This window comes from Pseudomonas sp. GW460-LB5 (assembly GCF_059423245.1).
Genome location: NZ_JBWKXT010000025.1, coordinates 59,189 through 80,798 on the forward strand (window position 1 = coordinate 59,189; position 21,610 = coordinate 80,798).

Sequence of the window (21,610 nt, forward strand, 5' to 3'; positions counted from 1 at the left end):
ATCTCTTGGTTTTGTAATTGTTTTGTTGAGGTCACGCGGGGGTTACGGTATTGCAAAAGGGCCTCTTCGCGGGCATGCCCGCTCCCACAGGGAGGGTGTTGCCCTCAGCCCTTGTGCGGTGCTTGTGGGAGCGGGCGCGCCCGCGAAGCAGGCGGCGCGGTCTTATAGCTGGTCGAAGTCGAGCACCACCTTGTCGCTCACCGGGTAGGTCTGGCACGACAGCACGTACCCGGCCGCCACTTCGTAGTCTTCCAGGGCATGGTTGCTGTCCATTTCCACTTCCCCCTCGACCACCCGGCATTTGCAGGTCGAGCACACGCCGGCCTTGCACGAGAAGGGCAGCTCGGCGCCGATGGCATTGCCGGCGTCCAGCACGTTCTGGGTGTTGCGTGGCAAGTCGAAGGTAAGGGCGCGGCCGTCGCTGATCACGGTGATGTGGCTGAGCGCCGAATCCACCTGGCGCGCTGCTTCACGGGCCTCGCGACGGGTCTCGTTACCGGCGGCGGCGAACAGCTCGAAATGAATGCGCTCTTTGTCCAGGCCATTGGCCTGCAGGCTGTCACGTACGGTTTCGGTCATTGCCTGAGGCCCGCAGATGAAAGCCGCGTCCAGGCCTGGAACGTCCAGCCAGCGGGAGAACAGTTGGCCGCACTTGTCGGCGTCAATGCGGCCGTTGTACAGGTCAACATCCTGTTGCTCGCGGCTGAACACAAAAATCAGGTTCAGGCGGTCGAGGTACCGATTTTTCAGGTCTTCGAGCTTGTCGCGGAACAGCGCGCCAGAGCTGGAACGGTTGCCGTACAGCAAGGTGAAGCGGCTGTGCGGCTCACTGTCGAGGGTGGTGCCGATGATCGACAGGATCGGAGTAATGCCACTGCCGGCCGCGACGGCCAGGTAATTGCCCTGACGGGCAGGGTCCAGCGGCACGAAGAAGCTGCCCGATGGCGGCATCACGTCCAGTTGCTGGCCGGCCTTGAGCACTTCATTGGCAAACGCCGAGAAACGCCCGCCTGGCACGCGCTTGACAGCCACGCGCAGCTCGCCGTCCTGCACGGCGCTGCAAATAGAGTAAGAGCGGCGGACCTCTTCGTTGTCCAGTTGAGTACGCATGACCAGGTACTGGCCCTGGGTGAAACGGAACTGTGCCTGCAGGTGCTCGGGCACGTCGAAGGCAATCGAAACCGCATCACGGGTTTCGTTGCGCACTTGCTTGATGGTCAGGCTGTGAAACTGGCTCATGGCGTTCTCCACGGCTCAAATGCATTTGAAGTAATCGAACGGTTCCAGGCACTTGCGGCAGCGGTACAGCGCCTTGCAAGCGGTGGAGCCGAACTGGCTGAGCATTTCGGTGCGGTTACTGCCGCACTGCGGGCAGCACACCTGGGGGGCTTCACCGAGCAGGCTGCGCTTGCTGGCGCTGCCCTGCGGCGGGGCGATGCCGTAGGTGCGCAGGCGCTCGCGGCCCAGCTCGCTGATCCAGTCGGTGCTCCAGGCCGGGGTCAGCCGACGCTCAAGGTCCGGCGCGGGGAAACCCGCCTGCTCCAGCGCCTGGCGGATATCGCCTTCGATCACCTCGGTCGCCGGGCAGCCGGAGTAGGTCGGTGTCACCACCAGGTGCAGGTGGCCGGCGCGCCAGTCGAGGTCGCGAACGATGCCCAGGTCGACCACACTCACCACGGGCACTTCCGGGTCCATGACCTGGCCCAGCACCTCCCAGGCTCGGGCCAGGTCCTCGCCGCGTGGCGCCCGCGCGCCACGGTCGCCGGCAATCAGCTCACCAGGTTGCATCGGGGTAAGCCCTTGGCAGGAACTGCATTTCGGCCAGTAGCAGGCCCAGGTGCTCGGTGTGCAGGCCTTTGCGGCTGTCCAGGTAGAAGTGACTGGCAGCCTTGGGCAGCGGCAGCTCGACCGACGCGAAGGTCTCGCTCACCTGTTTCAGCCAGGCAGCACCAGCGGTGTCGGGGTCGGCAGCGATACCTGCCTGGGCCAACTGCACCTCGTTATCGCTGGCGGCCGTCAGTTCGACGGTAAAGCGCCACAGTGCAGGAATGGCGGCAAGCATGCGCTGACGGCTCTCTTCTGTGCCGCCACCCAGGCGCTGTACCCACTCGCTGGAGCGGCGCAGGTGGTAGGTGACTTCCTTGAGTGCCTTGGCGGCGATACCGGCGATACGCTCATCGCTTGAGCCGGCCAGGCCCTGTAACACGGCAAAGTGCCAGGCGTCGTAGAGGAATTGCTTGGTCATGGTCACGGCAAAGTCGCCGTTGGGTTGCTCGACCAGCAGCAGGTTGCGATAGGCCCGCTCGTCTCGGCGGAAGGCCAGGGCATCGGCGTCGCGGCCGTCGTCCAGCAGCTCGGCTGCGTATTCCAGCCAGTTGCGCGCCTGGCCGACCAGGTCCAGGCCAACGTTCATCAGGGCCAGTTCTTCTTCGATGGCCGGGGCGTGACCACACCATTCACAGAGGCGCTGGCCTTGTACCAGGGCGCTGTCGCCAAGCAGCAGCAGGTAGGGGATAAGGGCTTCGTTGTGCATGGCCAACCTCACATGTGTCCGACTTCATCGGGCAGCTCGTAGAAGCTGGCATGGCGGTAGACCTTGTCGTCCGAAGGGGCGAACAGCGGGTCTTTCTCGTCAGGGGAGGAGGCGGTGATCAGCGCCGAAGGCACCACCCACAGGCTGACGCCCTCGCTGCGTCGGGTGTACAGCTCGCGGGCATTTTCGATGGCCATGGCGGCGTCGGCGGCATGCACGCTGCCGACATGCTTGTGGTTAAGGCCGTGCTTGCTGCGCACGAACACTTCGTAGAGGGTCCAGACAGACATTTTCGATCTCCGCATCAATCGCCGCTCAGGCGGCGTTCTTGTTCTGTTGCTTGCGCGCGTAGGCCACGGCGGCCTCGCGAACCCAGGCGCCGCCCTCGATGGCCTGGCGGCGGGTGGCGACACGTTCCTGGTTGCACGGGCCGTTGCCCTTGATCACTTCGTAAAATTCGTCCCACTGAATTTCGCCGAAGTCGTAGTGACCGCGCTCGGCGTTCCACTTCAGTTCAGGGTCGGGGGCCGTGCAGCCGAGCAATTCGAGCTGCGGCACGGTCTGGTCAATGAAACGCTGGCGCAGTTCATCGTTGGTCTGGCGCTTGATCTTCCAGGCCATGGACTGAGCGCTGTTTGGAGAATGTTCGTCGCTGGGGCCGAACATCATCAGCGATGGCCACCACAGGCGATTGATTGCGTCCTGGACCATGTCGCGCTGGGCCTGGGTGCCGTGACGCATCATGGTCAGGAGCATTTCGTAGCCCTGGCGCTGATGGAAGCTCTCTTCCTTGCAGATACGGATCATCGCGCGGGAGTAGGGGCCATAGGAGGTGCGCTGCAGTACCACCTGGTTGACGATTGCAGCGCCATCGACCAGCCAGCCCACTGCGCCCATGTCGGCCCAGCTGAGGGTGGGGTAGTTGAAGATGCTCGAGTACTTGGCCTTGCCGCTGTGCAGCTTGGCGATTTCTTCGTCGCGGTCGGCGCCCAGGGTCTCCATGGCGCTGTACAGGTACAGGCCGTGGCCGGCTTCGTCCTGGATCTTGGCCATCAGTTGCAGCTTGCGCTTGAGGCTAGGCGCGCGGGTGACCCAGTTGCCTTCGGGCAACATGCCGACGATTTCCGAATGGGCATGTTGGGAGATCTGCCGGATCAGGGTCTGGCGGTAGGCCTCTGGCATCCAGTTCTTGGCTTCGATCTTGATTTCGGCGTCGATCTTTTCCTGGAAGTTGCGTTCCGCGGCGGACATTTCTTCCAGCGATTTGACGCGCTTGACTCCGGTTTCCACTAGCTGTGCGTACATGTGCGGCGACTCCTGCTAAGGCATGAGTCATTTGTAAGCGATACAAAACATAACGTCAAACAGTTTTATATGTATCAAATAAGATTTGTGTATCGCTTTGGGGTCCCATCGCGGGTAAACCCGCTCCCACAGGGGCGCGCGGTACCTGTGAGCGCGAATAACACGCAAAAAAAACCCCGGACATTGCCGGGGCTGCACAGGCAGATGAATGACTCAGCTGGCCAACCGTTTGTCATACACGTGGCAAGCCTTGCCCTCGGAGCGTTTGAGCGTGCCGCAAGGCTGCAGGTGCACCTGGGTGCTGATGCCGATGTAGGTCTTGATCTGTTTGCTCAACTCCCCGGTCACCCGCTTGCGCTGGCCTTCATCGAGGTGCTGGCACTCCGCACGCAATTCAACATGCACCTCGACACTGTCCAGGTTGCCATTGCGATACAGGTGAATCTCATACAGCTCGGAAAGCTGTTTTATTTTCAATACCTGTTCTTCGATCTGGGTCGGGAACACGTTGACGCCGCGAATGATCAGCATGTCGTCGCTGCGCCCGGTGATCTTGCCGATCCGCCGCATGGGCCTGGCTGTGCCGGGCAAAAGGCGGGTAAGGTCGCGGGTGCGGTAACGGATCATCGGCAGCGCCTCCTTGCTTAGCGAGGTGAACACCAGTTCGCCCAGTTGGCCGTCTGGCAGCACTTCACCGGTGACCGGGTCGATGATCTCGGGATAGAAGTGGTCTTCCCAGATGGTCGGGCCGTCTTTGGTCTCGATACATTCCATCGCCACCCCGGGCCCCATGATTTCCGACAGGCCATAGATGTCGAGGGCATTGATGCCCAAACGCTGCTCGATCGAACGGCGCAGCTCGTCTGTCCACGGCTCGGCACCGAAAATACCCAGGCGCAGCTTGAGGTCATGGGGGTCGATGCCCTGTCGCTCGATCTCGTCGGCCAGGTTGAGCATATAGGACGGCGTCACCATGATGATGTCGGGCTGGAAGTCGCGGATCAGCTGCACCTGCTTCTCGGTCTGACCACCCGACATCGGGATTACCGTACAGCCCAGGCGCTCGGCGCCGTAATGCGCACCCAGCCCGCCGGTGAACAGGCCGTAGCCGTAGGAAACATGCACCTTGTCGCCTTTGCGCCCACCCGCAGCGCGGATCGAGCGGGCGACCACATTGGCCCAGGTATGAATGTCGTTCTGCGTATAACCGACCACCGTAGGCTTGCCGGTGGTACCGCTGGAAGCATGCAGGCGTACCACTTCCTCCTGGGGTACGGCAAACATGCCGTAGGGGTAGTTGTCGCGCAGATCGTTCTTGCCGGTGAAGGGGAACTTCGCCAGGTCTGCCAGGCACTTGAGGTCATCGGGGTGGGTGCCGCATTCGGCAAAGCGCTGGCGGTACAACGGTACATTGTCGTAGGCGTGCTTCAGGCTCCAGTGCAGGCGCTCCAGCTGGTGCTGGCGCAGGGAATCGACGCTGGCGGTTTCCATCGGGTCCAACAAGGCACGGTCGGCATCATGGTACATGTTCATGGCTTCACTCGAATTGTTCTTGTACGCCGTGCGGGGCCGGTTACGGGCCGCGCGGTGAGTGTCATGAGCGCAGCATATACGGCTGCGTTCGGTTCGGTAACAGGCTGAAGGCGTGACCCGCTCAGAGGCGTTCTATGACCATGGCGATGCCCTGGCCAACGCCAATGCACATGGTGCACAGGGCATAGCGGCCGGCAGTTTCCTCCAGTTCGTGCAGCGCGGTGGTTACCAGGCGTGCACCGCTCATGCCGAGCGGATGGCCCAGCGCAATGGCTCCGCCGTTGCGGTTGACCCGGGGGTCGTCGTCGGCCAGGCCTAGCTCGCGTAGCACCGCCAAGCCTTGGGCGGCGAAGGCTTCGTTAAGCTCGATGACGTCCAGGTCGGCCAGTGACAATCCCGTGAGCTCAAGTACCTTTCGGGTTGCCGGCACCGGGCCGATGCCCATCAGCCGTGGCTCAACCCCGGCCACGGCCATGCCGACGATACGGCCGCGGGGCTTCAGGCCATGGCGGCGGGCAGCGGTGCTGCTGGCCAGCAACAGGGCGCAAGCGCCGTCGTTGACACCGGAGGCATTGCCGGCGGTGACGCTACCCCCTTCACGGAACGGGGTGCCGAGACGGGCGAGTTGTTCCAGCGTGGTGTCGCCGCGCGGATGCTCATCGTGCTCGACCACTTTGGCCGGGCCTTTGCGCTGGGGGATTTCGACCGGCACGATTTCTTGCGCAAGGCGGCCGCGGGCCTGAGCAGCGGCCGCCTTGTGCTGGCTGCGCAGCGCGAAGGCATCTTGGTCGGCGCGGGAGATAGCAAACTGTTCAGCGACGTTTTCAGCGGTTTCCGGCATCGAATCGGTGCCGTAGGCAGCCTTCATCAGCGGATTGACGAAGCGCCAACCGATGGTGGTGTCGAACAACTCGGCTGCGCGGCCGAAGGCCTGCTCCGACTTGCCCATGACGAAGGGCGCGCGCGACATCGACTCAACGCCGCCAGCCAGCATCAGCCCGGCTTCGCCGCAACGCAGGGCGCGGGCAGCATTGCCGATGGCGTCCAGGCCGGAGCCGCACAGGCGGTTGATCGTGGTCCCCGGTATTTCGGGGGGCAGCCCGGCCAACAGGGTGGCCATGTGGGCCACGTTGCGATTGTCTTCGCCGGCCTGGTTGGCACAGCCGAAGATCACGTCGTCGACCGCTTTCCAGTCCAGCTCGGGGTGGCGCTGGATCAAGGCCTTCAGCGGAATGGCGGCGAGGTCATCGGCACGTACGCCGCTCAAAGCCCCGGCATAGCGCCCTATGGGGGTGCGCACGGCGTCGATGATCAGGGCATCGGCGAGGGTGTGTTCAGTCATCTTGCGTCTCCTGCGCCAGCACGGTGCCGCGCACTTTGTAGGATTTGCCATGGAACATCGCCACCAGCTCACCGCGCTGGTTGTGGATGCGCACGTCGTACAGGCCGGTGCGGCCTTTGCGGCTGACCTCGCTGGCGTCGGCGGTGAGCACGTCATCGCGCAGCGCCGGTGCCAGATAGTCGATGCTGCAACCCAGTGCCACGGTGGCCTGGTCGTAGCTGTTACAGGCGAACGCAAACGCCGAGTCGGCCAGGGCGAAGAGGAAACCGCCATGGCAGGTGCCGTGGCCCTGGATCATGTCGGCGCGTACCGGCATGCGCAGGCTTGCCCGGCCCGGGCCGGCATCCAGCAGGCTGATGCCCAGGCCCTGGGTGGCCAGATCTCGGGCATACATGGCGTCGGCACAGGCTTGTGCCAGTTCGAGTTCAGTCATGCAGGGTGCCTCCTTTGGCCTCACAACGGCGTAACAGCAGAGAAGGGCGGTAGCGGCTCTCGCCGTAGCTGCGCTGCAGGTTGTCGAGCACGCGCAAGGTGTGGGCGATGCCGATGTGCGCAGCCCAGGCCAGCGGGCCACAGGGGTAATTGACACCGGCGCGCATCGCCAGGTCGATGTCAGCGGCGCTGCCGACGCCCTGTAACACGGCATCGGCAGCTTCGTTGGCGAGCATTGCCACTGTGCGCAGCACCACCAGGCCGGGCAGGTCGGCGACAGCAGTAACCTTGAGGCCGGCCCGCTGCAGCAGGGCCACAGCCTGGTCACGAGCGCTTGCGATGGTATCGGCCGACCAGCTGATGGCAATACGTGAGGCGGTGCTGTAGTCCAGCGCAAGATCAAGCAGCACCAGGTTGCGCAGGCCATCTTCACGGGCGCGCTGGCTGGCGAGGCGGCCATCGGACAGTGCCAGGGTGGCATCACCGACCTGGATCACGCCGCTGCCAGCACGCTGGGTGATGGCAATGCCGTTATCGCGCAGGCGTTCTGCCAGTGGCTGCAGCACCCCCAGATGCCCCTCGACAACACAGGCATCAACACTGGCGGGGCTGTGCAGTTCGGCCGGCACTGGGCGCTGCGCGCCTTCAGCGTAGCTATAGAAGCCTTGGCCTGTCTTGCGGCCGAGGCGACCGGCATCCACCAGCTCTTTTTGCACCAGTGAAGGCTGGAAGCGGAAGTCCCCATAAAATGCGTCGAACACCGAGCAGGTCACGGCGTAGTTGACGTCGTGGCCGATCAGGTCGGTAAGCTCGAACGCACCCATACGGAAACCACCGGCATCACGCAGCAGCGCATCAAGGCTGGCGCAATCGGCCGCTCCTTCCTGTAACAGGCGCAGGCTTTCGGCATAGAAAGGCCGCGCCACACGGTTGACGATAAAGCCCGGTGTCGAGCGCGTGTGCACCGGCTGTTTGCCCCAGGCTTGGGCGGTGTCGTAGATGCACGCGGCCACGGCCGGTTCAGTTGCCAGGCCCGACACCACCTCGACCAGCGCCATCAGCGGTGCGGGGTTGAAGAAGTGCATCCCCACCACCTGCTGCGGGCGTTCAAGGCCGGCAGCAAGGCTGGTGATGGACAGCGATGAAGTGTTGCTGGCAATAATGCAATCTGCTGTGCACAGGGCTTCTAACTGATTGAACAGCGCCTGCTTGACCTGCAGGTTCTCGACGATGGCTTCGATCACCAAGCCGGCATCGGCCAGCGCGTCGAGCGTGTCGACCGGGCACAGGCGGATGCTGATCATTTCACGCTCGACAGCCTGCAATTTGCCTTTTTCCACGAGCCGGGCGAGCTGGCGATCAATACCGGCCACTGCCTGGGCAGCGGCCCCTGGGCGGTTGTCGTAAAGCTTTACCGGGTGGCCGGCCTGAGCCGCGACCTGGGCGATGCCGGCCCCCATGGCACCGGCACCGATCACCGCTACGGGCACATTGCTTGCGAGTGCGCCCATGTTCAGCGCCCCTTGAATGCGGGAGTACGCTTGTTGATGAAGGCGCTGACGCCTTCACGGTAGTCCTCGCTGCGCCCGGCCAGGCGTTGCAGGTCGCGCTCAAGCTCCAGTTGTTCATCGAAGCCGTTGTCGAAACTGGCATTGAGGCTGCGCTTGATCAACGCCAGGCCGTAGGTAGGCTGGGTGGCGAGCTGGCGGGCCAGTGTGAGGGCTTCGTCACGCAGTGCAGCATCGTCAACCACGCGATGGATCAGCCCCCATTGCTGTGCCTGTTCGGCGCCAAGGCGTTCGCCCAGCATGGCCAAGGCTTTGGCCCGTGCCATGCCGACCAGGCGCGGCAGCAGCCAGGTCCCGCCAGAGTCTGGCACCAGGCCAATTTTGCAAAATGCCTGGATGAAGCTTGCCGAGCGGGCGGCCAGTACCAGGTCGCAGGCCAGCGGAATATTCGCGCCGGCCCCGGCGGCAACACCGTTTACCGCACAGATTACCGGCAGTGGCAGGTCGCGCAGGGTGCGTACCAGCGGGTTGTAGTACGTGTCGATTGAAGCGCCCAGGTCTGGCATTTCAGCGCCTGGAGCAACGTTACGGTCGGACAGGTCCTGGCCTGCGCAGAAGCCGCGGCCTTCAGCCGTCAGCAACAGCACCCGCGCATCGCTGCTCTGGCGCACTTGCTTGAGTGCTTCGCGTACTTCCAGGTGCATGGCGGTGTTGAAGCTGTTCAGCTGCTCGGGGCGGTTCAAGGAGAGGAGGGCGACGCCGTCCTCAATGGAAAACAGGATGTGCTGGAAAGTCATGACAGACTCGCTCCGTCAGTCGAGGGAAAGGTGATCAGCGGCCTTGGAAACGGGCCTGGCGCTTTTCCTGGAAGGCCCGGATACCTTCGTCGCGGTCGGCGGTGCCGGCCAGCAGGGTGAATGCATGGCGTTCGAAGCGCAGGCCACTGGCCAGGTCTGTATCGCCGGCCTTCAGCAGCGCCTCTTTTGCCAGGCGCACGGCCAGCGGCGCCTTGGCGGCGATGCTGCGGGCCACATGCAGGGCGCGTTCTACGGTGAATTCGGGCTGGGTCACTTCACTGACCAGGCCTGCCTGCTGGGCGTGACGGGCGCTAATGGCTTCGCCGGTCAGCACCATCTGCATGGCCAATGGCTTGCCAACGGCGCGCAACAGGCGCTGGGTGCCACCAGCGCCGGGGATGACGCCGAGGTTGATCTCCGGCTGGCCGAAACGGGCGTCGGTACCGGCGATAACGATGTCGGCGCACATCACCAGCTCGCAACCACCGCCCAAGGCATAGCCATTGACTGCCGCAATCAGCGGCTTGGCAAAGCCGGCGATGCGCTGCCAGTGGGCTACCCGAGGATCGTTGAGGATGCCGATCAGGTCGCGCTCGGCCATTTCGCGGATGTCAGCGCCTGCGGCGAATGCCTTGCGGTTGCCAGTGACCACCACCGCAGCGGTCTGATCATCCTGGGCGGCTGTATCCAGTGCAGTGGCCAGCTCTGCCAGTAGCTCGGTACACAGGGCGTTGAGAGCCTCTGGCCGTTGCAAGGTGATGAGCTGAACGCCGTTTTCCGGCGCCTGCACATTGAGATATCGCGGCATGTCGGGGTCCTCTGGCTGCACGCACGGCACATCGTGGGGCCGGCATTTCTTGGAATTGTTTGCAGGGTCGTGATGCTGGGTCACGAACAGGTGAGCCCAGTATATGCATTATGCGATACACAAAATCAACATCAAAAATGCCATGTCGTATCTCTTCAATGAGATCTTTAACTATTTCAATAGTTACGATTAAGGACTTTTAAACCGTATAATGTCGATTTTTAACTGATTTTCGAGTGTTTTCGCCTGCCGATCCAAGCAGATATAAAGTGATACACAGCGATGGCGTTTGACGAGAAATTTCCTTGTGATACAAGATCAGGTGCCATTTCAAATCATTTCTGGAGTTCGCATGCCTTGCTATCGACTGGACGGCCTGACGCCCGTGGTTCACCCGACCGCCTACGTGCACCCCAGTGCAGTACTGATCGGCGATGTCATCGTCGGCCCTCGTTGCTACATAGGCCCCTTGGCATCGCTCAGGGGCGACTTCGGCCGCATCGTGCTAGAGGAGGGCGCCAACCTTCAGGACACCTGCGTGATGCATGGCTTCCCGGGTGGTGACACCGTAGTAGAGCGCAACGGGCACATCGGCCATGGCGCCGTGCTGCACGGATGCCGCGTGGGCGAAGACGCCTTGATCGGCATGAACGCAGTGGTCATGGATGGCGCCCACGTAGCGCCAGGCTGCATCGTTGCGGCCACCGCTTTCGTCAAGGCCGGCTTCGAATGTGCGGCTCAGAGCCTGGTGATGGGTTCGCCAGCGCTGGTAAAGCGCCCGTTGACCGATCAGGAGCTGGCCTGGAAGCAGGCCGGCACTGCGCAGTACCAGGAACTGACGCAGCGCTGCATGACCAGCATGGTCGAATGCCCGCCGCTGGCCGAGGCAGAAGTGGGGCGCCCGCGTATGGAAGACACCGGCTTCAGGCCCAAAGGCCAGGCAAGCGCATGAGCCTGGCAGCCACCCGCATTGGCCAGGCGGCCCGCCGCACAGGTATAGTCGGTGCTTTATCCGCGCACAGTTCGCCCATGAGCAATCTTGCCCCACTGAACCATTTGATCACCCGCTTTCAGGAGCAGACGCCAATCCGCGCCAGCTCGCTGATCATCACGCTGTACGGCGATGCCATCGAGCCTCACGGCGGGACCGTCTGGCTGGGTAGCCTGATCAGTCTGCTGGAGCCGATAGGTATCAACGAGCGGTTGATCCGCACGTCGATCTTTCGCCTCACCAAGGAAGGCTGGCTGACCGCCGAAAAAGTCGGCCGGCGCAGCTATTACAGCCTCACCGGCACGGGCCGGCGCCGTTTCGAAAAAGCCTTCAAGCGCGTTTACAGCGCGAGCCTGCCCGCCTGGGACGGCGCCTGGACGCTGGTGTTGCTGTCGCAGCTGGAGGCCAGCAAGCGCAAGGCCGTGCGCGAAGAACTGGAGTGGCAAGGCTACGGCGCCATCGCCCCGAACGTACTCGGCTGCCCGCGCGCTGATCGTGCCGACCTGGCGACCACCTTGCGCGAGCTGGACGCCACTGACGACAGCATCGTCTTCGAAACCCACACCCAGGAAGTACTGGCCTCCAAGGCCATGCGCGCCCAGGTGCGGGAGAGCTGGCGGATCCAGGAACTGGGCGAGCACTACAGCGAATTCATCCGCTTGTTCCGGCCGCTGTGGCAGGCGCTCAAGGAGCAGAAGGAGCTCGATGCCCAGGACTGCTTCCTGGCACGGACCTTGTTGATCCACGAGTACCGCCGGCTGCTGCTGCGTGACCCGCAGTTGCCGGATGAGCTGCTGCCTGGGGACTGGGAAGGCAGGGCTGCTCGCCAGTTGTGCCGTAACCTCTATCGGCTGGTGTGGGACAAGGCCGAAGCGTGGCTGGGGACCGCGCTGGAGACGGCGGATGGGCCGCTGCCGGATGTCAACGAGAGCTTCTACAAGCGGTTTGGTGGTTTGGGCTGAAGCCGGTGATATTCCCTTTCAAGGCTTGCTGGGTGGTTGCGGATGTTCTGGCTTGGCAGGGTCGGCGTACCACTGCTCCCTTGGCACCCACTTGGCCTGCAGCGGGTCGCCGAGGTAGTGGGGCGACATGATCTGCACGCCGTACTCGTTGAAAACGTCCTGGATATTGGCGTGCAGCAGGCTGAGGAGGAGGGCGCGTGGCCTGGGCAGCGACGGAATGGCCTGGGCCACCAGGCGGTACTCCGGATAAAAATCCGACAGCGCCGTCTGGAACACCTGGGGTTCGGGTTTTGCCAGTACGCCATCGGTACGCCGGGCCGCCTCCAGCAACATCGCTTCGACCTGCCGCCAAGCCGTGTCGTAGCCGATGGTCACCACCGTATCGACCACATAGCCTGGCCCCTCGACGATGCGTGAGTAGTTTTTCGTCACGGTGCCCGTGATCATGGAATTGGGCAGCGTGAGCACCTCGCCAAGGCCGGTGCGGATGGTGGTGGTGAATATGCCCACTTCGGTCACCGTGCCTTCGTAGTCGCCCACGCGCACGAACTCACCGGCGCGCAGCGTCCTTGTATAGGTGAGAATCAGCCCGGCCGCAGCCTGGCCGACGACACTGGTGGCCCCGAGCGAGATCATCAGCCCGAGCAGTACCGACAGGCCCTTGAACGCATCGGTACCTGAGCCAGGCAGGTACGGGTAGGCCATCACCAGGGCGAACAGCCAGATCGCCAATGACGTCAGCCGCATGGTGGGCTGCAGGGTTTCTTCGGTAAGCCACTTCAACGTGCCCGGCCGTGCCATGCGCCGCAGCACCCGCTTGGAAAACGCGCTGATACCGCGGGCAATGAAGAAAATCGACAGGGCAACGGCAAGCCCAGGGATGGCGTGTAGGATACCGCTGACCAGGTAGCCGAGCAGCGCCATCAGGTAGACATTCAGGCTTTCACCCCACGCCCGGGTATAGGGGAACTGCGACAGTACGAAGCCCAGCCATTGGTAGCAGAGCAATAGCAGCACCAGCCAGTACACCAGCCACAGCGAACGATCGGCCAGGTAGTAGAGGTTCTGCAGGTCGAACAGGGGTGTTTGACCCACCCTGAAACGCTCGGAGTGCTTGCCCATCAGTCTGGGCAACAGCCCCAAAAGCTTGCGCCGCACACCTCGCGCGCCCTTGGCCAGAAGCATGAACAGCAAGGTGGCCGCCGCCGAATAGCCGACAGCATTGAGCAGAAAGCGCACGCTGCGCGCCTGGCGTGTTTCCTCGACCACCAGGCGCAGGTTCTCTGCGGCCAGCTCGGCGGCTTCGCGCGCGGTGATATCGTTGGCGGCGGCGTCCTGCGGTGTGACGATGAACGCGCGGCGATCGCCCAGCAGTACCAGGTAACTGTTCAGGATAGAGTCGATTCTAATGCCCTGGTCATCTTCATCCTGCAACGCCTCTTCAATGGCCGACTTGGCCCGAAGGGCTCGAACCTGTGGTGTTTCACCCAGCAAGGTGGCACGAAAGACAAATACCGTGCGGTTGATGATTTGCAGCGCTGCAGGTTCAGGCGTTGCAGCACCGGCTGGCGTCGCTGAAGGCTCCAGGCCCTCTGCATGTAGGAGGGTTGAGCACAGCATCTGTAGCGCCAGAGCCAGCCAACACGCTTGCCTGCATCCACGCATGATCCTCATGCTTCGCTCCCCTGCGACCCGAGGTTGGGCTGCTTCCAGCATAGTCGGGTTTCTGGCCTGCCCAGCATCGCGTCCACGGGTAACCAGGCCGTAAATACCCAAATATAAGGTTAACCATAACGATCTTTATGACACTTAAGGCTTCTGGTGGTGCGTGTTATCTTGATCGTGAAAACCTTTAAAGCGTGCTATGGTTTACCTTATATAACTTAATATTAGTGCTGGTTGACTTTATGGATGACTTTTTTCCCGTCGCCTGCGCCGATACCCTTAATAAAATAGGGCTTCTGGTCAAGGCAAAGCGTTTGTCGCTCGGTTTACGCCAAACAGACCTCACGGTAGCAATCGGCGTCTCCGCGCATAACCTTCGCAAGATCGAAGGCGGCTCCGCGCGCGTGGACCTGCGTTCGTTCATGCTGGTGTTATGGCGCCTGGGTATCAGCGACACGGTCTTCGCCTCGCTGGAAGGCATTGAAAAAACCTCCCAGATCACCCGTTTCAGTGATGACGACGATGCCCACCAGCGCCTCGCATCCCGCCGCGTGCGGCTGGCAAAACCCAAGCCTGAGGAATTCTGATGTCCCGTGCCTACATCTATATGGAGCACCCCGACACAGCTGAGGTCATCACCCTTGGCCGGCTGACCCTAAAAGGCAAGGTCGGTGAGTTCCTCTATGCGCCTGACCATGTGGCGCGAGGTGGCTGGGTACCCGACCCGATCAATTACCCCCTGCGTGCCGAGCCCTATACGGGGATCGCCAAGAACCGCGGCATACCCGGCTTCATCAATGACGCCATGCCTGATGGCTGGGGTGAGCGGCTGCTGCATCGGGCGTACGGCCAGGAACTGGGCACGCTCGATTTCTTGCTTAAGTCACCGAACAACGACCGCGTCGGCAACCTGATGGCCGGCGGCGCAACCACGCCCGCACCTGGCCTGGGCGATGGTGCGGTACCCACCTTGAAAGGCCTGGCGAAATTCGTCGCCGCGTGCGAAGCGGTGTACGACGGCCAGCTCGACGCCGAGTCGGTGGCAACCCTCAACGTACGCCAGCAGCGTTCCGCCCTGGGCGGCGCGCGCCCAAAACGTACGCTGCAGGACAACGGTATGCTGATTCTGGCCAAACCCCGTGATCGCTTCGATCACTACGACCTGCCCTCGATCGAATATGCCTGCATGACCTTTGCAGCAGGGCAAGGCTTGAACGTCGCAAAAACCGCGTTGCATGCCGAAAACCCTTCAACCTTGCTGATCGAGCGCTTCGACCGCACGCCGATTGCACAGGGCGCCCGGCGCATTCCCATGCTCAGCGCATTGACCCTGCTGGACTCGGAATGGAACGGCGCACACCACCGGGATTGGCGCTACGCCGCAGTAGCCGATGAAATGCGCCGCCGGGGTGTGCCCGACGCTGATCTGCAGGAGCTGTTCAAGCGCATGTGCTACAACGCCCTGGTGGGGAACTCTGACGACCATCCACGCAACCATGCGGTGATCTGGGTGGCCGGCGGGTGGCGTCTGTCACCGATGTACGACGTACTGCCGATGCTCGAAGAAGGGCCGGCCCAGACCTTGGCCATGGCTGTTGGCCGTGAAGGCCGCCAGATCAGCCGCGCAAACCTGCTCAGTCACCACGCTCACTTTGCCTTGACGCGGGAGCAGGCCGAGCAGCTACTGGAAGAAGTGGCGGGGTGGGAGCAGGCGTTGAAGGCGCATTACCAGCAGTTGCTTGCGGGGGAAGATTTGCGCATGGCGTGTGAGGCGGCGAGTGCGGCGCGGATGCTCAGCTGAGCGAGCGTCTTTCGCTTTTAAATGACATGCATTCCCATTTATACTTGCATCTCATTTCCTCTCTGTTCAACGCTATCGTGCAGGCAGATCCTCCAAAGCCATCATTGCTCGCCACCCTGATCCGTCATTACGACGACTTGGTCGACCATGTGCGCCGGCGCTTCGGTGAACGGGTCTTCGCGCGTGAAGTCGTTCATGACCTTTGCGTGCAGTTGCTGGAGGATGACGAGCGAGAAGGGGTGCGGCAGCCCTTGGCGCTGTTACGCAAGATCGCCCATGACAATGCGGTTTCGCATTGTCGTCGCGAGCGCCGGCGGGGCAACGTGATCATCACACTGGCCGAGCTCCCTGAAGTAGCCTGCAGTGCAGCACCACAGGAGCGCCAGGTCGATGCCGCGAAGACACTGGACAAGCTGGTTGCCGCCATTTCCCGATTGCCTCCTCGCTGCCAGGCAGTATTCATCATGCACAAGTTGCACCAGATACCGCAGGCCGAGGTCGCAGAGCGCCTGGGCATTTCCCTGAAAACGGTAGAAAAGCATTTGCGCCTTGGTATGATCGCTTGCCGTGAATATCTGCAAAGCGAGGGGGCACCGTGAGCCGTCTCCGCGATAAAGACGATGCCGCAGTCGATGATGCGCTGGCCACGTGTCGCGAGGACTTGAAGCTGCGTTTCCCTCTACCCAGCCCGCCACCTGCCAGAAAGCCTCGCAAAAGCACCAAGGCAGTCTCGTTGCTGGTGTTGGCCCTGGTGGCAGGTGCTGTGTGGCAGAACCCTGCGTACCGCAACGAGCACTATGTCACCCAGGTGGGGCAACGCCAGTCGGTGCAGTTGGCCGATGGCAGCCAGATCAAGCTGGACGGTGGCAGCGAGGTGCGCGTGAGCTGGCATTTGCGTAGTCGGAACATTGAGTTGGTACGGGGCCAGGCACTGTTCGCCGTTTCGCCCATGCTGTATCGGCCGTTTCTGGTCGATGCAGGCACTGCCGCTATACGTGTGGTCGGCACCCGATTCAACGTCAATAGATACTCGGATGATGTCCGGGTGACTGTTGCCCAAGGCCAGGTGGAAGTCAAAGGGCGCGCCTTGGACCGTACCTCGCAGCTGCTGGCCGGGCAGCAGTTGCTCGTCCACAACGGCATCCCCGCTGACGTGGTCAAGAGCAGTGTCGAAGACGCGATTGCATGGCAGCAAAGCCGATGGGTGTTCGAAGGCACACCACTGGTTGAGGTCGTTGCCGCACTGCAACGTTACTACGCCCAGCCGGTCGAGCTGGTGGGGCCTGAAGTAGGGCGCTTGCCGGTTTCAGGTGTTTTCAACAGCGACCAAGCCGAAACCTTGCTGGCGCTGCTGCCTGAAATTCTTCCGGTAAAGGTCACCAGGGAAGGCGCAAACCTGCGCATTCACCCCAAAGGGGCAAAAAATAATTCGCCAACGAGGTAGGGTTGCGACCGCTGGGAGGCGGCTATCACTTTGTACCCATCTCTTGGAGAATAAAAGTGAGTCAGCTCTTCCTGCGTGCACCTTGGCACGTATCGGTCTTGACCAGCACCCTGATGGCCAGCCAATGGTCGCACGCACAAGCGTTGGTGGTGGTTGAATTCAATGTTCCCGCATCAACACTGGAGCGCTCATTGAATGCCGTGGCTCGCCAGGCGGGCGCCCAGGTGCTGTTTTCCAGTGAACTGACTGCGGGGAAGCAGGCGCCGGCGCTGCAAGGGCGTTACACACTGGAGCAGGCGCTGGAGCATGTGCTTGAGCACAGCGGGCTGGTCGGCAAGGCGCGTGACGAGCGTACCTTCATTGTTGTGCCGCCAAACGATGCCATGATGGGCAGGGGGCTGGCTTCAACCAGCAGTACGGTGGAGCTGGCCAACGTGGAGATCACGTCCTCTCGGCTTTCCAGCAACGTGGTAGCGCAGGCTCGCCAGGTAAATGTCATCGAGCGAGAGCAACTGAAGCAACTGCGCCAAGGCTCTGATGGTTTGGCGACGTTACTGGCCAAGAGCATCCCGGGGATGGCCGATTCAAGCCGAACCATCACCGATTATGGGCAAACCCTGCGTGGACGTACGATGCTGGTCCTGGTCGATGGCGTGCCCCTGAACACCAACCGTGACTCCTCGCGTAACCTGGCCAACATCGACCCGGCATTGATCGAGCGCATCGAGGTGATTCGCGGCAGCAGTGCTATCTACGGCGCCGGTGCAACGGGCGGGATCATCTCTATCACCACGCGGCCAGCCGGCGGTGAAGCAATGGCCGAAACTACGTTGACCGGCGTGTCGCCCTTGAGCCAGATGGACAGCGATGGCCTGGGAGGGCAGTTACAGCACCATGTTGCCGGCTCACAAGGGGCCTTGGATTACGCGCTTGATTTCGGTGCACGCCATATCGGCGCCTCTTACGACGCCAAAGGGCATCGTATTGCGCCCGAGCCGAGCCAAGGCGACCTGTTTGATTCCAACACTTACAACATTGGCGGCAAATTCGGCTGGCGCATTGATGAGCAACAGCGCGTTCAGCTTTCGCTTAGCCACTACACCGCCGAGCAGGACAGTGACTATACCGCCGACCCCTCGGTCAGCCGGTTGCCGCCGGGTTCAGTCCCTGCGCAACCGTTGTCCGGGTTGTCACTCGACGAGCAAAACCAGATCAAGAACACATTAGTGAACCTTCAGTATGCCCACACAGAGGTGCTCGGAGGCACACTCGACACCCAGTTTTACTATCGCGACTATTTCACCCGCTTCACACCATTCGATGCGCGAGGCGTGGCCACCCGCGGGCGCAATGTCGATCAAGTCATGCAAAACAGTGAAGTCTTTGGTAGCCGCATCACGCTGCGAACCCCGTTAGGCGGCTCGGATACCGAGGTGTTATGGGGTGGCGACTTCAACCAGGAGCGCAGCGACATGCCCATCGATATCTTCGACCCGCAGGAATTCGATGCGAGCGGTGGGGCGGTGTTCAACAAGATCGGCAAGTTGACGTACATGCCAGACCTGACGTCCCGCAGCGTAGGCGCATTTGCACAGTTGCAGCACCGCTTCACCGAGCAGTGGTCAATGGAGGGCGGCGTGCGTTATGAATATGCCACTGCTAAATACGGGGACTTCGTGCCGCTGTCCGAATCGACTGCAGCGAGCCCAGCCACGGTGGAAGGCGGCAAGGTGCATTACGATGCGCTGCTTTCCAATATCAGCCTGACTTACTCGCCGGTCAGCGGACAGGCGATATATGCCGCCTTCAGCCAAGGCTTCCAACTGCCCGACATTGGCGTGCAATTGCGTAATGCGCGGCGGGACTTCGAGGTCGGATCTTCCAATCTGGAACCGGTCAAGACCAACAACTACGAACTCGGCTGGCGCGGCGACCTGGGCGAGCAGACCCTGGCATCGCTGGCCATTTTCTATACCACTTCCAAATTGGGGGATGTGCAAAGCTTCAACAATGGCCTGATCCTCACGCGCACCCAGGAACGGATCTACGGTGTTGAGGGCAGTGCCGACTGGCTGACCCGACACGAGCATTGGGGGGCAGGGGGGAGCTTCACCTGGATGAAAGGGCGCGAGCAACCGGACGGAGGCGATTGGCAAGACATGACGGGCTACCGTATTCCACCGCTGAAGCTGACGGCTTATCTTCAATACAAACCTGACGAAGACTGGACCCACCGCGTGCAGGCGACTTACTTTGGCGCAGAGGACTACCGCCTCAATGGCGTAGAGAGTTTTGGCAGACGCAGGGTGGAGGGTTACACCACGGTGGACGTCATCAGCCAGTACCAACTGAGTGAAGGGGATCAGATCAGCGTAGGCGTACAGAACCTGTTCAATCGGTACTATTATCCGCTCTATAGCCAGCTGATGCGGAACAGCAACAACACCAGCCACTTGCCAGCGCCCGGTGCCGTAATCACAGCGAGTTATACCCACCGATGGTGATCTTGCAGGCCATGTTCAGCACGGTCTGAATATAACTAAACTAAATGAACATTTAGCGTAGTTATATTCAGAAGCAACCAAAGAGGCAGGTGGCGAGGTGAATAAAAGGGCGCATCAAGCAGCCGTCGCCTGCCTGGCTAGGTCAAGTGCCGGGGCCTGAGTGCCTTGCAACCTGTCACAGTAAAGGCCCACACCTTGTTCGACGGTCAATGTCGCCGCCTCGTAGCCTGCAGCGCGCAAGCGTTCCAGATCGGCACAGGTGTAACACTGGTACTTGCCACGCAAATGCTCAGGGAATTCGCCGTATTCCAGAATGCCTTCCAGCAAGGCGATCTCCAAGGACAATGGGGGTTGATGCTGGTACCCGCGCAGCCGATTGATCACCGTCAGGGCGACGTCATTAAACGACTGGGCGCGCCCGCTACCGACATTGAAGATACCGCTCAACTGTGGGTGATCAAGGAAGAACATGTTGACCTTGACCACATCATCCACCGCAACGAAATCACGCAGATGGCCACCGCTGGGATAGTCCCCATAACTGCCGAACAGGCTGACTTTTCCATGGGACTGATACTGATTGAAGCAATGCAGGGCGACTGACGCCATCGCACCTTTGTGCTGTTCATGTGGGCCATACACGTTGAAATAACGCAACCCGACGACCTGGCTGCGCGCTGTCATCAAATGCCGGCGTACCTGTTGATCGAACAGGTACTTGGAATAGCCATAGACGTTTAGCGGGCGCTCACACTCACGTTGTTCGCGAAAATCCTGCCCGGCGCCATAGACAGCTGCCGATGATGCATATAAAAGCGGCACCTGTTGCTGCTGAGCAGACGCCAGCAACTCACGGCTGAACCGGTAGTTGTTGTCCATCATGAAACGACCATCAGCCTCGACGGTGCTTGAACACGCGCCTTGGTGCAGCACAGCACGCACCTTGCCAAACTCACCGCGAGCAAAGCGATCGAGAAAATCGTCTTTGTCCAGGTAATCGGCAATTTCACTGTCGGCCAGGTTACGGAATTTGTCGCCATCGGTCAGGTCGTCGACGGCGATGATGTCGGTTTCGTTGCGCTGGTTGAGCGCTTGAACGAGATTGCTGCCGATGAATCCTGCAGCACCGGTTACGATGAAGGTCATGCCAGATTCCCCGTGAGGGTGCGGAGCCCGCATTTTAACCAAGGCGACTTGAACCAACCTTAACCTGGATCAACGGAAGGACCGGTTTCGATGAATCAGGGATTTGTGCAGCTCAACATCTGGGCACTCACGGCGCAGTGACGAAATACGAATGTTCGGATAATGCATATTATGTTAAATCAATCATACCTCATTGATGCGTGTGCCTTATTGCTCCACTGACGGTGTGACCGGCCTCGCGAATGCGGAAATTCGAGACTTTCCTTGCGAAACTCGCACGCACCCACGCCTAATTCGTAGAAATCTAGAACAGCCTCGCCCTAAAATTCTCAATTTTGAAATTTCCTCGCCCTAGGGGCTGCTTTCAGCCCTTATGTCTTGCACGTTGAATCCATCTAGAATTGACTAGACCTAGTCTTCATCCGTCACCCAACGTCACAAGTGAACCCTATGGATTCTCATGATGCGCAAATGCCTGCGTCAGGCCACCAGGTCCGAAAACCAACCGAGTATCTGACTCAAGCCAGAATCGATGAGCTAAGCCAGTTCAGCATTTTCTTGCTGGCGAAAGAAGGTTTCACGCTCCAAGACGTCCGTGCCATGGTCTCGACCTCCAAGCTCTATGCATCGTCGAAGGTCATCGAACGGATCGTTGGCAAGCCGAGGCATAAAAAAATCGGCAAGAATGATGATGGAGCCTTTCGCCTCAATGCTTTCCAAAGTGCTGTAGCTTTTCAGTTCGCCAGGGTTCTCGAGCACGCAATGAATCGCCCCTGGTTTTCTAGACACTCTCCAAGCTCAGGAAATAGCGTTTCTCATACTCTACTGGAGACAGCTGC

At 61.1% G+C, this 21,610-nt stretch carries 21 protein-coding genes; 8 read left to right on the forward strand and 13 right to left on the reverse strand.

The features are described from left to right. Positions 1–162: 162 nt before the first annotated feature. The 11 genes from paaE to paaF all read right to left on the reverse strand — a co-directional run bounded on the left by paaE (position 163) and on the right by paaF (position 10,258). Complete coding sequence (gene paaE, locus AC07XM_RS16480) at positions 163–1,239, reverse strand: 1,2-phenylacetyl-CoA epoxidase subunit PaaE (protein ID WP_102689400.1); 1,077 nt, start codon at positions 1,237–1,239, stop codon at positions 163–165. Positions 1,240–1,254: 15 nt separating this feature from the next. Next, positions 1,255–1,788, reverse strand: a complete 534-nt coding sequence (gene paaD, locus AC07XM_RS16485) for a 1,2-phenylacetyl-CoA epoxidase subunit PaaD (RefSeq protein WP_102689399.1) — start codon at positions 1,786–1,788, stop codon at positions 1,255–1,257. Continuing rightward, complete coding sequence (gene paaC, locus AC07XM_RS16490) at positions 1,775–2,533, reverse strand: 1,2-phenylacetyl-CoA epoxidase subunit PaaC (protein WP_102689398.1); 759 nt, start codon at positions 2,531–2,533, stop codon at positions 1,775–1,777. Before paaC ends, paaD begins: the two co-directional genes overlap by 14 nt. Before the next feature lie 8 nt (positions 2,534–2,541). Then, a complete protein-coding gene (paaB, locus tag AC07XM_RS16495) occupies positions 2,542–2,823 on the reverse strand; it encodes a 1,2-phenylacetyl-CoA epoxidase subunit PaaB (protein ID WP_004374528.1) in 282 nt (93 codons plus the stop codon). Between the two features lie 25 nt (positions 2,824–2,848). After that, positions 2,849–3,838, reverse strand: coding sequence for a 1,2-phenylacetyl-CoA epoxidase subunit PaaA (gene paaA / locus AC07XM_RS16500; protein WP_023048138.1), 990 nt, complete (start codon positions 3,836–3,838; stop codon positions 2,849–2,851). A gap of 213 nt (positions 3,839–4,051) precedes the next feature. Further along, on the reverse strand, positions 4,052–5,371 hold the full coding sequence (gene paaK, locus AC07XM_RS16505) for a phenylacetate--CoA ligase PaaK (RefSeq protein WP_102689397.1): 1,320 nt from the start codon (positions 5,369–5,371) through the stop codon (positions 4,052–4,054). A 121-nt stretch (positions 5,372–5,492) separates the two neighbouring features. Further along, positions 5,493–6,713 carry a 3-oxoadipyl-CoA thiolase gene (gene pcaF / locus AC07XM_RS16510; RefSeq protein WP_102689396.1) on the reverse strand — a complete coding sequence of 407 codons (1,221 nt, stop codon included), beginning with the start codon at positions 6,711–6,713 and terminating at the stop codon, positions 5,493–5,495. Beyond that, positions 6,706–7,146 (reverse strand): hydroxyphenylacetyl-CoA thioesterase PaaI, encoded by a 441-nt coding sequence (gene paaI / locus AC07XM_RS16515; RefSeq protein ID WP_060517770.1) that lies wholly within the window; start codon positions 7,144–7,146, stop codon positions 6,706–6,708. Before paaI ends, pcaF begins: the two co-directional genes overlap by 8 nt. Further along, positions 7,139–8,656: a 3-hydroxyacyl-CoA dehydrogenase PaaH gene (gene paaH / locus AC07XM_RS16520; protein WP_060517769.1), complete on the reverse strand. Its 1,518-nt coding sequence runs from the start codon at positions 8,654–8,656 to the stop codon at positions 7,139–7,141. Before paaH ends, paaI begins: the two co-directional genes overlap by 8 nt. A gap of 2 nt (positions 8,657–8,658) precedes the next feature. Further along, the gene (gene paaG, locus AC07XM_RS16525; RefSeq protein WP_016487148.1) at positions 8,659–9,450 is read right to left on the reverse strand and encodes a 2-(1,2-epoxy-1,2-dihydrophenyl)acetyl-CoA isomerase PaaG; all 792 of its coding nucleotides are present in this window, start codon (positions 9,448–9,450) and stop codon (positions 8,659–8,661) included. A 34-nt stretch (positions 9,451–9,484) separates the two neighbouring features. Then, positions 9,485–10,258 carry a 2,3-dehydroadipyl-CoA hydratase PaaF gene (gene paaF, locus AC07XM_RS16530; RefSeq protein ID WP_102689395.1) on the reverse strand — a complete coding sequence of 258 codons (774 nt, stop codon included), beginning with the start codon at positions 10,256–10,258 and terminating at the stop codon, positions 9,485–9,487. Between the two features lie 352 nt (positions 10,259–10,610). Here paaF and paaY point away from each other — a divergent pair, with 352 nt between their 5' ends. Together paaY and paaX are read left to right on the forward strand one after the other, a co-directional pair. Beyond that, the gene (paaY, locus tag AC07XM_RS16535) at positions 10,611–11,210 is read left to right on the forward strand and encodes a phenylacetic acid degradation protein PaaY (RefSeq protein ID WP_016487145.1); all 600 of its coding nucleotides are present in this window, start codon (positions 10,611–10,613) and stop codon (positions 11,208–11,210) included. A 77-nt stretch (positions 11,211–11,287) separates the two neighbouring features. After that, complete coding sequence (gene paaX / locus AC07XM_RS16540; RefSeq protein WP_178086254.1) at positions 11,288–12,211, forward strand: phenylacetic acid degradation operon negative regulatory protein PaaX; 924 nt, start codon at positions 11,288–11,290, stop codon at positions 12,209–12,211. Positions 12,212–12,229: 18 nt separating this feature from the next. On the opposite strand, the gene AC07XM_RS16545 is transcribed toward paaX, so the two are convergent. Then, positions 12,230–13,831, reverse strand: coding sequence for a mechanosensitive ion channel family protein (locus AC07XM_RS16545; RefSeq protein WP_256596947.1), 1,602 nt, complete (start codon positions 13,829–13,831; stop codon positions 12,230–12,232). Between the two features lie 287 nt (positions 13,832–14,118). On the opposite strand from AC07XM_RS16545, the gene AC07XM_RS16550 reads away from it, so the two are divergent. From AC07XM_RS16550 to AC07XM_RS16570, 5 genes are all read left to right on the forward strand, one after another. Beyond that, positions 14,119–14,463, forward strand: coding sequence for a helix-turn-helix domain-containing protein (locus AC07XM_RS16550; protein ID WP_016487142.1), 345 nt, complete (start codon positions 14,119–14,121; stop codon positions 14,461–14,463). After that, positions 14,463–15,677: a type II toxin-antitoxin system HipA family toxin gene (locus tag AC07XM_RS16555; protein WP_102689392.1), complete on the forward strand. Its 1,215-nt coding sequence runs from the start codon at positions 14,463–14,465 to the stop codon at positions 15,675–15,677. Before AC07XM_RS16550 ends, AC07XM_RS16555 begins: the two co-directional genes overlap by 1 nt. A 77-nt stretch (positions 15,678–15,754) precedes the next feature. Further along, complete coding sequence (locus tag AC07XM_RS16560) at positions 15,755–16,276, forward strand: RNA polymerase sigma factor (RefSeq protein WP_096426959.1); 522 nt, start codon at positions 15,755–15,757, stop codon at positions 16,274–16,276. Beyond that, positions 16,273–17,121 (forward strand): FecR family protein, encoded by an 849-nt coding sequence (locus AC07XM_RS16565; RefSeq protein ID WP_096426069.1) that lies wholly within the window; start codon positions 16,273–16,275, stop codon positions 17,119–17,121. The genes AC07XM_RS16560 and AC07XM_RS16565 overlap by 4 nt, the downstream gene beginning before the upstream one ends. Before the next feature lie 113 nt (positions 17,122–17,234). Continuing rightward, positions 17,235–19,625: a TonB-dependent receptor gene (locus AC07XM_RS16570; RefSeq protein WP_172455933.1), complete on the forward strand. Its 2,391-nt coding sequence runs from the start codon at positions 17,235–17,237 to the stop codon at positions 19,623–19,625. Between the two features lie 114 nt (positions 19,626–19,739). Here AC07XM_RS16570 and rfaD read toward each other — a convergent pair whose 3' ends face one another. Next, positions 19,740–20,771: an ADP-glyceromanno-heptose 6-epimerase gene (rfaD, locus tag AC07XM_RS16575; protein WP_102689391.1), complete on the reverse strand. Its 1,032-nt coding sequence runs from the start codon at positions 20,769–20,771 to the stop codon at positions 19,740–19,742. A 450-nt stretch (positions 20,772–21,221) separates the two neighbouring features. Between rfaD and AC07XM_RS16580 the strand changes: the two genes are divergently transcribed. Next, positions 21,222–21,610 (forward strand): hypothetical protein (locus AC07XM_RS16580; RefSeq protein ID WP_256596946.1); only part of this gene is annotated, 389 nt, incomplete at its 3' end.

Bases quoted from the DNA above. Each gene is read 5' to 3' on its own strand.
- paaE (WP_102689400.1), bottom strand. From the start codon at position 1,239: ATGAGCCAGTTTCACAGCCTGACCATCAAGCAAGTGCGCAACGAAACC.
- paaD (WP_102689399.1), bottom strand. From the start codon at position 1,788: ATGCAACCTGGTGAGCTGATTGCCGGCGACCGTGGCGCGCGGGCGCCA.
- paaC (WP_102689398.1), bottom strand. From the start codon at position 2,533: ATGCACAACGAAGCCCTTATCCCCTACCTGCTGCTGCTTGGCGACAGC.
- paaB (WP_004374528.1), bottom strand. From the start codon at position 2,823: ATGTCTGTCTGGACCCTCTACGAAGTGTTCGTGCGCAGCAAGCACGGC.
- paaA (WP_023048138.1), bottom strand. From the start codon at position 3,838: ATGTACGCACAGCTAGTGGAAACCGGAGTCAAGCGCGTCAAATCGCTG.
- paaK (WP_102689397.1), bottom strand. From the start codon at position 5,371: ATGAACATGTACCATGATGCCGACCGTGCCTTGTTGGACCCGATGGAA.
- pcaF (WP_102689396.1), bottom strand. From the start codon at position 6,713: ATGACTGAACACACCCTCGCCGATGCCCTGATCATCGACGCCGTGCGC.
- paaI (WP_060517770.1), bottom strand. From the start codon at position 7,146: ATGACTGAACTCGAACTGGCACAAGCCTGTGCCGACGCCATGTATGCC.
- paaH (WP_060517769.1), bottom strand. From the start codon at position 8,656: ATGGGCGCACTCGCAAGCAATGTGCCCGTAGCGGTGATCGGTGCCGGT.
- paaG (WP_016487148.1), bottom strand. From the start codon at position 9,450: ATGACTTTCCAGCACATCCTGTTTTCCATTGAGGACGGCGTCGCCCTC.
- paaF (WP_102689395.1), bottom strand. From the start codon at position 10,258: ATGCCGCGATATCTCAATGTGCAGGCGCCGGAAAACGGCGTTCAGCTC.
- paaY (WP_016487145.1), top strand. From the start codon at position 10,611: ATGCCTTGCTATCGACTGGACGGCCTGACGCCCGTGGTTCACCCGACC.
- paaX (WP_178086254.1), top strand. From the start codon at position 11,288: ATGAGCAATCTTGCCCCACTGAACCATTTGATCACCCGCTTTCAGGAG.
- AC07XM_RS16545 (WP_256596947.1), bottom strand. From the start codon at position 13,831: ATGCTGTGCTCAACCCTCCTACATGCAGAGGGCCTGGAGCCTTCAGCG.
- AC07XM_RS16550 (WP_016487142.1), top strand. From the start codon at position 14,119: ATGGATGACTTTTTTCCCGTCGCCTGCGCCGATACCCTTAATAAAATA.
- AC07XM_RS16555 (WP_102689392.1), top strand. From the start codon at position 14,463: ATGTCCCGTGCCTACATCTATATGGAGCACCCCGACACAGCTGAGGTC.
- AC07XM_RS16570 (WP_172455933.1), top strand. From the start codon at position 17,235: ATGGCCAGCCAATGGTCGCACGCACAAGCGTTGGTGGTGGTTGAATTC.
- rfaD (WP_102689391.1), bottom strand. From the start codon at position 20,771: ATGACCTTCATCGTAACCGGTGCTGCAGGATTCATCGGCAGCAATCTC.